The organism is Protofrankia sp. CiP1_Cm_nod3, assembly GCF_982290655.1.
In genome coordinates this window covers 4,876-15,366 of sequence record NZ_CEVIVD010000024.1, presented here as the reverse complement: position 1 = coordinate 15,366, position 10,491 = coordinate 4,876, and the positions used below count along the sequence as shown (strand labels likewise).

Sequence of the window (10,491 nt, the reverse complement as noted above, 5' to 3'; positions counted from 1 at the left end):
AGCGTGGCCGCCGCTGTGGCCGGCAGCCGCCTGCCTGTCGCTGCCCGTGACGGTCTCGGGGCGGATGACGCTTTCCGGGCCGAAGGCGACCGACTCCGTCAGACGGGTGACCGGCCGCACCGGTACCAGGGCGAGCATGGCCCGGACGTCGCCGATCGTGGCCAGCGCCGCCTTCAGGCAGCGGATGCGCAGGTGGTGGCGGGCGTCGGCGGAGTCGGCCCCGCCGACCGGGGCGAGTACGACGACAGCGTCGCCGCCGGCGCCCAGCGCCTCGATGCGGTCCAGGTCCGCGGTGTGCAGCAGGCCGTCGGCCCACACCGCGACGGGCGCCGGCTCGTCCGCGGCGGTCCAGCCGCGCCGGAGCAGTTCCGCGCGCAGCGCCGCCGGGGTGAAGCGCAGCTCCGGATAGTCGGGATGCTCGGGCAGCCGCAGCCCTTCGACCGTCCCGGACAGGGCCGAGCCCACGACCTCGGTCAGGTGCAGCGCGGCGAGCATGACGCCCTCGGAGTCCCGCAGGGCGACCGTCGAACCGGCCTGGAACTTCTCGGCGTCCTGGGCGCCGGCGCCCCCGGCGTCCACGATGTACTGCGATGCCGGGTGCTGCGGTGCCGGGTGCTGCGCGGGCAGCGGCGAGGCCGGTACCGGGGAGATCGGCGCTGGGACCGATGCCGGCGAGGGCGCCGTCGAGGGCGTCCGAGCGGAACTGGCCGGGCCGGCTGGGCCGCTTGGGCCGGCTGGGCCGTTGCGTCCGTGCGCTGGTGGCAGGCCGCCTCGCGGTGGATACCCACCGGACAGCCACAGCTCCAGTTCCGCGAGCTGAACAGCGCTCAGTGTCACTGACTGCCAGCGCAGCGAGGCAGCGGTCAGTTCCGCGGCACGCGCTTCGTCGACCAGCAGTGCGGTCCTCTCACCGGTGGTACGCACACCGGTGACGGTAACGGTTGGCGTGCGTATCCCGCCGCCTGTGACGGGCTGACGCGCCGCCCGCCGTCACAACAGGTGGCACACTTCCGCTGATGAGCAGCCAGCGGCCGGCGGACGCCGGCGGGGGAGCCCCCGGCATATCCGTAGACGCCGCCACGGGTGGGCCCGCCCCCGGCGGCTCCCCATCCGATGATCCCGTATCCGGTGCCCTGGCGGCTGGCGACCCATCCGCCGCCAGCCCGGCGTCCGGTGTCCCGGCTGCCGCCAGCCCGGCGTCCGGCGTCCCGGCCGCCGCTGTTCCGGCTGCCGGTGGCCCGGCCCGCGTCGTTCCCGCGCTCGATGACGCCGCGTTGGCGGCGCGGCTGGCCACCGACGCGGGCGCGCTGCTGCTGCGGATCCGTGCCGAGCGGGGGTTCGCCGATCCCGCCGCGCTGCGGGACGCCGGCGACACCCGTTCGCAGGCGCTGCTGGCGGCCGCGCTGGCCCGCCACCGCGGCCAGGACGCGGTCCTGTCCGAGGAGGCGGCCGATGACCCCGCCCGGCTCACCGCCCGCCGAGTGTGGATCATCGACCCGTTGGACGGGACCCGGGAGTTCAGCGAGCCGGGCCGCTGCGACTGGGCGGTGCACGTGGCGCTGTGGCAGGACGGCGAGCTGGCCGTGGGCGCTGTCGCGCTCCCGGCGCAGGGCGTCACGCTGACGACCAACAGGCCGGCTGCCCCGGCTGCCCCGGCTGTCGCCCCCGCCCCGCCTGCAGGTGGTGGCGGCCCGCGGCTGGTGGCCAGCCGGACCAGGGCCCCCACGCTGGTCAGCACGGTGGCCGAGGCGCTGGGTGGCACGGTCGTGCCGCTGGGTTCCGCCGGCGCGAAGGTGGCGGCGGTCGTCCGTGGCACGGCAGACGCCTATCTGCACGCCGGCGGCCAGTACGAGTGGGACTCGGCCGCGCCGGTGGCCGTCGCCCGCGCGGTGGGCCTGCACACCAGCCGGCTCGACGGATCCGCGCTGGTCTACAACCGGGCGGACCCGTTCCAGCCGGACCTGCTGGTCTGCCGTCCCGAACTGGCCGCCGAGATCCTGACGCTGATCGGTGCCGGCTGATCGGTGCCGGTCACGAGCGGCCGCCCACCGGCTGGCAGCCACCGGCTGGCGATCAGTGGCTGGCGATCAGTGGCTGGCGATCAGTGATCGACGGTTACTGGCCGCTGGTCGCCGCGCGCCCGCCGGAGTCGCTGTCCCGGGGGCCGCTTCGTGGGCTACGTTGGGTGGAATCATCCGCCGGCTTTCGCCACTGTTCTCGACGGGGGATTCCGCGTGCCCGCGATCGGCTACGAGCTCACCCATCTGCAGACGCTCGAGTCCGAGGCGATCCACATCTTCCGCGAGGTGGTGGCCGAGTTCGAGCGTCCCGCGCTGCTGTTCTCCGGCGGCAAGGACTCGATCGTCATGCTCCGGGTCGCGGAGAAGGCGTTCTGGCCGGCGAAGCTGCCCTTCCCGCTGGTGCATATCGACACCGGCCACAACTTCCCCGAGGTGATGGCCTTCCGGGACGCCCGGGCCGTGCAGCTGTCCGCCCGCCTGGTCGTGGGCTCCGTCCAGGACGCCATCGACGCCGGCACCATCACCGAGGACACCCGTCCCGGCGCTTCCCGTAACCAGCTCCAGACGCCGGTGCTGCTCGACACCATCGAGGAGAACAGGTTCGACGCCGTCTTCGGCGGGGCGCGGCGGGACGAGGAGAAGGCCCGGGCGAAGGAGCGCTTCTACTCCTTCCGGGACGAGTTCGGCCAGTGGGACCCGAAGAACCAGCGTCCCGAGCTGTGGTCGCTCTACAACGGCCGGCACCGGCCCGGCGAGCACATCCGGGTGTTCCCGCTGTCGAACTGGACCGAGCTCGACATCTGGCGTTACATCGCGCAGGAGAACCTGGAGATCCCGTCGATCTACTACGCGCACACCCGGGAGGTGGTGGAGCGCGACGGCATGCTGCTCGCGGTGACCCCGCTGACACCGCCGCTGGCGGGGGAGCGGGTACTCTCCCGCCAGGTCCGCTACCGGACGGTGGGTGACATGTCCTGCACGGGGGCGATCGCGTCGGGCGCGGTGACGGTCGACGAGGTGATCGCCGAGGTCGCGACCACCAGGATCACCGAACGCGGCGCTACCCGGGCCGACGACCGGGTCAGCGAGGCGGCGATGGAGGACCGCAAACGGGAGGGCTATTTCTGATGGCCGTTGCGGCGGTTCCGATGGGCTGCTGCGGCGGTCGTCCTCCGATGGCCGGGGCAGTTCTTTCGACCTTCCGATGGCCGTGGCGGTCGCGATGACCGTGACGGATGTGTCGCAGGTGTTGGTTCCGGGTGCCCGGACGCGTTCTGGAGAGGTGTGATGAGGGAACTGCTGCGGGTCGCCACCGCGGGTTCTGTCGACGACGGCAAGTCCACGCTGATCGGACGGCTGCTGTTCGACACCAAGTCGCTGTTCTCCGACCAGCTGGCCGCGGTGGAGCGCACCAGCCGGGAACGTGGGGACGGCTATGTCGACCTGGCGCTGCTCACCGACGGGCTGCGGGCCGAGCGTGAGCAGGGCATCACCATCGACGTCGCCTACCGTTACTTCGCCACCCCGAAACGGTCGTTCATTCTCGCCGACACCCCTGGCCACGTGCAGTACACCCGCAACATGGTCACCGGCGCCTCCACCGCCGACCTCGCGTTGCTGCTGGTCGACGCCCGCAAGGGGGTGCTCCAGCAGACCCGGCGGCACGCCTTCCTCGCGTCGCTGCTGCGGGTCCCCCATCTCGTCCTGTGCGTGAACAAGATGGACCTGGTCGATTTCGACGAGGGCGTGTTCGAGAGGATCAAGGACGATTTCCGGGCGTTCGTCGCCAAGCTGGAGATCGTCGACGTGGCGACCATCCCGATCTCCGCGCTCGGCGGGGACAACCTGGTCTCCCGGTCGCCGAGCACCCCCTGGTACGAGGGCACCTCGCTGCTGCACCACCTGGAGGAGCTGCACATCGCCTCCGACCGCAACCTCATCGACGTCCGTTTCCCGGTGCAGTGGGTGGTCCGGCCGCGCACCGACGAGCTGCACGACTACCGCGGCTACGCCGGCCAGGTCGCCGGCGGTGTTCTCAAGCCGGGGGACGAGGTGATCGTTCTGCCGTCCGGGCTGACCTCGCGCATCGCCGCGATCGACACCTATGACGGGCCGGTGGCGGAGGCGTTCCCGCCGATGTCGGTGACGGTCCGGCTCGAGGACGACCTGGACGTCTCCCGCGGGGACATGATCGCCCGGCCGGCGAACCAGCCGGCGGTCGGTCAGGACATCGACCTGATGGTCTGCTGGATGGTGGACGCGCCGCTGCGGCCCCGGGCCCGGCTCGCGATCAAGCACACCACCCGGTCCGTCCGCAGCGTGATCAAAAATATCGCCTACCGGGTGGACGTCGACACCCTGCACCGGGACGACTCCGTCGCCGAGCTGCGGCTGAACGATATCGGCCGGGTGACGGTGCGCACGACCGCGCCGTTGTGCTTCGACCCGTACCGGCGCAACCGCACGACCGGCAGCGTGCTCCTCATCGACGAGGCCACCGGGGCCACCGTCGGCGCCGGCATGCTCCTCTGAGCGACGACCCGCTCTGGACACGGTCCGCCACGGGTGGCCACACGGTGGCCGCACGGTGGCCGCGCGGCTGGTCAGCGGCGCAGGTAGCGCAGGAACAGGTTGCCGTCCTCCTCGAGGACCTGACTGAGCGTCATCGTCAGTGGGGCCTGCCAGCGCCGGCCGCGGACCATCCGCAGATGGTCGGGGCCGGCGAGCAGCGGGGCAATGGTCACGCACAGCTCGTCGAGCAGGCCGGCGTCCGCGAGGTCGGCGTGCAGGGACGGCCCGCCCTCGCACAGGACGCGGCCCAGCCCTCGCTCGCCCAGGGCACGCAGGGCCACAGCGGGATCCACTCTGCGTTCACCGCAGACCAGGACGTCGGCGACCTCCGCGAGCGCCTTGCGCCGGGCGGGGGGCGCGGCCTCGCAGGTCAGCACCAGCGGGCGCACCGGCGCGGCGAACAGCCGGGCGGACGGGTCCAGCCGCAGGGCCGCGGAGACGACGGCGACCGGCGGGACCGCGTCCTGCCCGGCCGCGACCCGCCGCTCGCGCCGGTCGGGCGGGACGATGACCGGCCCGTAGTCCTCGGCAACCACGGTGCCGGCACCGACGAGGACGACGTCGGCGAGCCAGCGCAGCAGCCGGAAGACCCGGCGGTCGGCGCTCCCGCCCAGGGCGCCGGACCGGCCGTCGACCTCGGTGGCCCCGTCGACCGACGAGACGAAGTTCGACCGGACGTGCACCTGCCCGGCGGCGAGCGGCGGCAGCCGGTAGCAGGCGTCCAGGTCGACGGCGCCCACGGCGCCGCTGCTGGTACCGGCACCGGTCGTAACGCCGGCACCGTCCGTGACATCGGCGCTGCCCGCCGAGTGGGTACTGGCCGCGACATCGGCATTGCCGGACAACAGGTGGCGCACTCCGGCAACTCTATTCTCACCGGGGCGCACCGGGCCGCTGCGCCTTCCAGGGCTGCGCCGTGCGGTGCCGTTGTTGTGCTGTGCCGTTGTCGTGTCGTGTCGTGTCGTGCCGTTGCCGTGTCTTCCCGGGTTGTCCGGGCCCGCGCCGTCCATTGTGCCTTCTGAAAAGCAACCGGACCGGACGCGGGAGACCGGAAGTCACAGCGTCCGGGGCGAAAAAGATGTGAGCTCGCTCGCGTGACACTTCTTGGGACAACATCAGCCCGATGGTTTTTCGTAAGGTGTGGAAATGCCGGAACGTCTGGTCGACCGCCATCCTCAGGTACCCCCGGACGATCTGGTCGCGGCCCTGCTGCCACCGCCGCGGTTCAACGACGTCCGTTTCGACACCTATCGGCCGGATCCCGCCGAGCCGAGCCAGGCCGCCGCCGTCGTGGCACTCGGCCAGTTCGCCAGCCGGGTCGCCGGCGGCAGCCGGGCGGGGGAGCCCGCCGGCGGGCGCGGCCTGCTGCGCTTCGGCCGCCGTAACAGCGGTGGGCGCAGCACCCGCCACGGCGGGCCGGTGGCCGCCGGTGCCGGCGCGGGCCCCACCCGTCCCGGGGTCTATCTCGACGGCGGCTTCGGGGTCGGCAAGACCCACCTGCTCGCCTCGCTGTGGCACGCCGCGCCGGGGCCCAAGGCGTACGGGACGTTTGTCGAGATCACCTCCCTGGTCGGCGCGCTCGGGTTCGCCCGGACAGTGGACGCGCTCGCCGGCCTGCGGCTGCTGGCCATCGACGAGTTCGAGCTGGACGACCCCGGCGACACCGTCCTCGTCTCCACGCTGCTGACCAGGCTGGTGGAGTCGGGTGTCCGGCTGGCGGCGACGAGCAACACCCAGCCGGAGGACCTCGGGGCCGGCCGGTTCGGCGCCGACGACTTCCTGCGCGAGATCCAGGGGCTGTCCGCGCAGTTCCACGTCCTGCGGGTCGAGGGTGAGGACTTCCGCCACCGCGGCCTGCCCAAGCCCCCGGTGCCCCTGGACGACCAGGAGGTCAGCCGTCGCGCCGCGGCCATCCCGACCGCCAGCGAGGATGACTTCGCCACCCTGTGCGCGCACCTGGGCGAGCTGCACCCGTCCCGCTACGGCGCGCTGGTCGACGATGTCGGCCTGGTCTGCCTGCACGGGGTGGCCCAGGTGGTCGACCAGGCGGTGGCGCTGCGGCTGGTCGTCCTCGCCGACCGGCTCTACGACCGGTCGCTGCCCGTCGCGGCGTCCGGCCTGCCCTTCGACGAGCTGTTCTCCCCGGAGATGTTCGCCGGCCCGCACCGCAAGAAGTTCCAACGCGCGGTGTCGCGGCTGTCCGCGCTCGCCCGTGACGGCGGGTCCGACGAGATGGTCGTCTGGGAGGGCTCGGCGAGCACCGGCGGCTGACCGTCCGCCCAGCCCCCAGCCCCCAGCCGCCCGGGTGGGCGCCGCGACGGTTGTCCCGTCGCCCGGGTGGCGGGACACTTGTCGCCACACGGGCCGAGCGCGCCGGGCCGACCGAGCACCCCGGTGGACATATCGCCGGCGGATGCCGATGGATGCCGACGGATGTCGGTGGGCATCGGGGGACGCCGCCGCACCCGGCAGCCGGGTGGTGGTCGCGGCCGGGTCCGCGTCGTCGCCGGCCCGTCGCGTCGGAGGCGGCCCGGAGGGGATGGGGACGGATGACGGACTACATCGTTCTGCTGGTCGTCGTGCTGGTGCTGTCCGTCTGCATCCTCGGGCTGCTGTATCTCGTGCTGTCCGGCGCCGAGGAGCAGGACCGGCGGCTCTGACGGGAGCCGGCACGCACGCGGGCCGGCACGCACGCGGGCCGGCGCGCACACGCGGGCCGGCGCGCACACGCGGGCCGGCGCACATCGGGACGTGTCTGCACATATTCACGCGCACACATACAAGTTCGCATGTATTTGTGCGTATCAGCGTCTTCTTGTGCATGTCAACGTGGGTTCATGCGTATTCGTGCTTATTCGCGCGGATTCACGCGTATCGGCGGATGATCCGTGCGGACCGGGCAGGGGCGCACACGGCCCGCGTGGGCCCCTGTGCCGCGGGCCGCGCGTCCCCGCATGGATTCATGCCGCTCGTGGGGCGGTTTTCCCGGCCCGCGGGAAACGCGGCCCGGGGAAAACCTGTCCCGCCGGCCCGGGCCGGCGGGACGAATTCCGGCGCGTTCAGAGCAGCCGGGCGATCACGACTGACTCGGCGTCCAGCTCGATGCGTCCCGGCATGAAGGTGAAACCGGTGGCGGAGGCGGCCGGGATGTCGAAGGGCACACCCTCGACCGGCACCGGCTGGCGCCGGTCGGACAGGTTGCACACGACGGCGACCTGCCCGCGGCGCAGCACGAACCACCGGGCGTCCTCGTCGAAGGTGCAGTGCACCTTCGGCAGGGCGGGGTCGGTGAGGCCGGGCAGGGTCCTGCGCAGCGCGGTCAGCCGCCGGTGCCACTGCAGCAGCCCGGCGTGCCGGGGGACGTTCAGCTGCGACCAGTCGAGCCTGGAGCGGGCGAACGTCGCCTCGTCCTGGGGGTCGGGGATCTCGTCGGGCCCCCAGCCGTGCGCGGCGAACTCGCCGCGGCGGCCCTTGCGGACGGCGTCGGCCAGGCCCGGCGCGTCGTGGTCGCTGAAGAACTGCCAGGGCGTGGTCGCGCCCCACTCCTCGCCCATGAACAGCATCGGCGTGAACGGGGAGGTCAGCAGCAGCGCGGCCCCGACCTTGAGCAGGCCGGGGCTCAGCGTCGCGCTCGCCCGGTCGCCGACCGCCCGGTTGCCGACCTGGTCGTGGTCCTGGAGGAACGTGATGAACCGGTGGGCGGGCAGGTGGCCCGGCACCGGGCGGCCGTGGGAGCGCCCCCGGAACGTCGAGTACGTCCCGTCGTGGACGAACGCGTGCTCCATCGCCTTGGCGAGGGTGGCGAGGCTGCCGAAGTCGCTGTAGTACCCCTGGCGCTCGCCGGACAGCGCCGCCCACAGGGCGTGGTGGACGTCGTCGCACCACTGCGCGTCCAGGCCGTACCCGCCGGCTTCGCGGGCGGTGACCACCCGGGGGTCGTTCAGGTCGGACTCGGCGATGACGAACAGCGGCCGGCGCTGCTGGGCGGCGAGGCTGTGCACCGCCGTGGTGATCTCCTCCAGCAGGTGGACGGCCCGGTTGTCGGCGAAGGCGTGCACCGCGTCCAGCCGCAGGCCGTCGCAGTGGTAGTGCCGCAGCCAGCCGAGCGCGTTGTCGACGATGAACGCCCGGACCTCGTCCGAGCCGGGCGCGTCGAGGTTGACCGCGGGCCCCCAGGGCGTGACGTGGGAGTCGGTGAAGTAGGGGCCGAACCGGGCCAGGTAGTTGCCGTCCGGCCCGAGGTGGTTGTAGACCACGTCCATGATCACGCCGATGCCCCGGCTGTGGGCCGCGTCCACGAAGCGCTTGAGCCCGTCCGGGCCGCCGTAGGGCTCGTGGACGGCGTAGAGGTCCACGCCGTCGTACCCCCAGCCGTGCCGGCCGGCGAAGGCGTTGACGGGCAGCAGCTCGACCGCGTCGACCCCGAGCGCCACGAGGTGGTCGAGCCGTCCGATGGCTGCGTCGAAGGTGCCTTCCGGGGTGAACGTGCCGATGTGCAGCTCGTAGAGGACGCTGCCGGCGAGCGTGATGCCCCGCCAGGCACTGTCGGACCAGGGGAACAGCGAGTGGTCGACCAGGCGGGAGCGGCCGTGGACGCCGTGCGGCTGCCAGGCCGAGCGCGGGTCGGGCAGCTCGTCGACGTCGCCGTCGACGAGGAAGGCGTAGTCGGTGCCGTGCCCGGCCGCGGGCACGTTGACCCACCACCAGCCGCCCTCGTCGGTCATCATCTCGTGGATGGTTTCGCGACCGTCCGTGCTGGTGGCTACACCTACCGTCTTGGCATCTGGCACCCACACGCGGAAAGTGCTCATCGGTACTGTCTACCCGTTGTCGATTGCATGAGCATCTGTGATCTCGATTTCACGGCGCCGTTACAGGTGTGGTGTCGCGTATCTACCTGACGTTCCGGTTGACGTTGCGTCGAGCGGCCCTCCGCTGATCGTGCGATCGTGTGATCGCCCCGGTTTCGTCCTGCCCCATGTCTCAGGGCAGCATGGATCGGGTCCGTCCCGCCGGGGTTTCGGCTGGTTCCGGGACGGATCACGACCCGGTTGTCGCGGCTGTGTTCAAGTATTGCGGATACGCTGTGATCGTGCACATAGCGACAGCAGATGGTGCCGCCGCGTGGGGCGTGCCGGCGGAACTCGTCGTGGTGCGGCACGGGCAGAGCATCGGCAACGCAGCCCTCGCCGCGGCCGAGGCCGCCGGTGCGTTCGACACCGGTGTCACCGAGCGGAATCCCGACGTCCCGCTGTCGCCGCTCGGCCGGGAGCAGGCCGGCGACCTCGGCCGCTGGTTCGCCTCGCTGCCGCCGGAACGTCTCCCGCAGGTCGTGCTGTCCTCGCCGTACGCCCGCGCGCACGACACCGCCCGTGCCGTGCGCGACGAGCTGGCCCGCGCCGGCCACCCGCTCCCCCCGCCGCGCCTCGACGAGCGGCTGCGAGACCGTGAGACGGGCGTGCTGAACGGGCTGACCTCGGCCGCCAGGCAGGCCCGGTTTCCCGACGAGGTGCGGCGGCGGGCCCATCTCGGGGAGCTCTACTACCGGCCGCCGGGCGGTGAGTCCCTCACCGACGTGGCGCTGCGGCTGCGCAGCTTCCTGCGGGACGCCTGCCGGGAGCAGGCCGGCCGCCGGGTGCTCGTCGCCGCGCACGACGCCGTCGTGATCATGTTCCGGTTCGTTCTCGAGGGCCTGACCGAGGCCGAGCTGGTGGCGCTGAGCGGTTCGGTCGCCAACGCGTCCGTCACCCGCTGGGTGGCGGACGCCGGACGGCTGCGCCTGGCCGAGTACAACCTGACCGGCCATCTCCGGAGCGGCCGGATACCCGAAGAGCACCCGCGCGGCGGCCGTCCCGCCAGCGAGCATCCCCCCAGCGGCCGTCCCGCCAGCGGCCGTCCC

The 10,491-nt window shown here is 72.6% G+C and carries 8 protein-coding genes; 5 read left to right on the top strand and 3 right to left on the bottom strand.

Translation table 11 applies throughout. The annotated features are described in order from the left end of the window. Positions 1–924, bottom strand: a 924-nt coding sequence (locus tag AC5LUJ_RS07425; protein WP_493464685.1) for a bifunctional sulfate adenylyltransferase/adenylylsulfate kinase, incomplete at its 3' end; no start/stop codon positions are given. Between the two features lie 350 nt (positions 925–1,274). On the opposite strand from AC5LUJ_RS07425, the gene AC5LUJ_RS07420 reads away from it, so the two are divergent. From AC5LUJ_RS07420 to AC5LUJ_RS07410, 3 genes are all read left to right on the top strand, one after another. Further along, positions 1,275–2,021, top strand: coding sequence for an inositol monophosphatase family protein (locus tag AC5LUJ_RS07420; RefSeq protein WP_250282140.1), 747 nt, complete (start codon positions 1,275–1,277; stop codon positions 2,019–2,021). A gap of 213 nt (positions 2,022–2,234) precedes the next feature. After that, positions 2,235–3,149: a sulfate adenylyltransferase subunit CysD gene (gene cysD, locus AC5LUJ_RS07415; RefSeq protein WP_250282138.1), complete on the top strand. Its 915-nt coding sequence runs from the start codon at positions 2,235–2,237 to the stop codon at positions 3,147–3,149. A 159-nt stretch (positions 3,150–3,308) separates the two neighbouring features. Continuing rightward, complete coding sequence (locus AC5LUJ_RS07410; RefSeq protein WP_250282118.1) at positions 3,309–4,553, top strand: sulfate adenylyltransferase subunit 1; 1,245 nt, start codon at positions 3,309–3,311, stop codon at positions 4,551–4,553. A 71-nt stretch (positions 4,554–4,624) separates the two neighbouring features. Here the strand turns inward: AC5LUJ_RS07410 and AC5LUJ_RS07405 are convergent, their stop codons facing one another. After that, a complete protein-coding gene (locus AC5LUJ_RS07405; RefSeq protein ID WP_493464695.1) occupies positions 4,625–5,449 on the bottom strand; it encodes a pyrimidine reductase family protein in 825 nt (274 codons plus the stop codon). 289 nt (positions 5,450–5,738) lie between these two features. Here AC5LUJ_RS07405 and zapE point away from each other — a divergent pair, with 289 nt between their 5' ends. Beyond that, complete coding sequence (gene zapE / locus AC5LUJ_RS07400) at positions 5,739–6,863, top strand: cell division protein ZapE (RefSeq protein ID WP_250282114.1); 1,125 nt, start codon at positions 5,739–5,741, stop codon at positions 6,861–6,863. 788 nt (positions 6,864–7,651) lie between these two features. Here zapE and treZ read toward each other — a convergent pair. Next, positions 7,652–9,403, bottom strand: a complete 1,752-nt coding sequence (gene treZ / locus AC5LUJ_RS07395) for a malto-oligosyltrehalose trehalohydrolase (RefSeq protein ID WP_493464684.1) — start codon at positions 9,401–9,403, stop codon at positions 7,652–7,654. A 275-nt stretch (positions 9,404–9,678) separates the two neighbouring features. Between treZ and AC5LUJ_RS07390 the strand changes: the two genes are divergently transcribed. Further along, a partial coding sequence (locus AC5LUJ_RS07390) for a histidine phosphatase family protein (protein WP_493464683.1) occupies positions 9,679–10,491 on the top strand: 813 nt, incomplete at its 3' end.

Bases quoted from the DNA above. Each gene is read 5' to 3' on its own strand.
- zapE (WP_250282114.1), top strand. From the start codon at position 5,739: ATGCCGGAACGTCTGGTCGACCGCCATCCTCAGGTACCCCCGGACGAT.
- treZ (WP_493464684.1), bottom strand. From the start codon at position 9,403: ATGAGCACTTTCCGCGTGTGGGTGCCAGATGCCAAGACGGTAGGTGTA.
- AC5LUJ_RS07410 (WP_250282118.1), top strand. From the start codon at position 3,309: ATGAGGGAACTGCTGCGGGTCGCCACCGCGGGTTCTGTCGACGACGGC.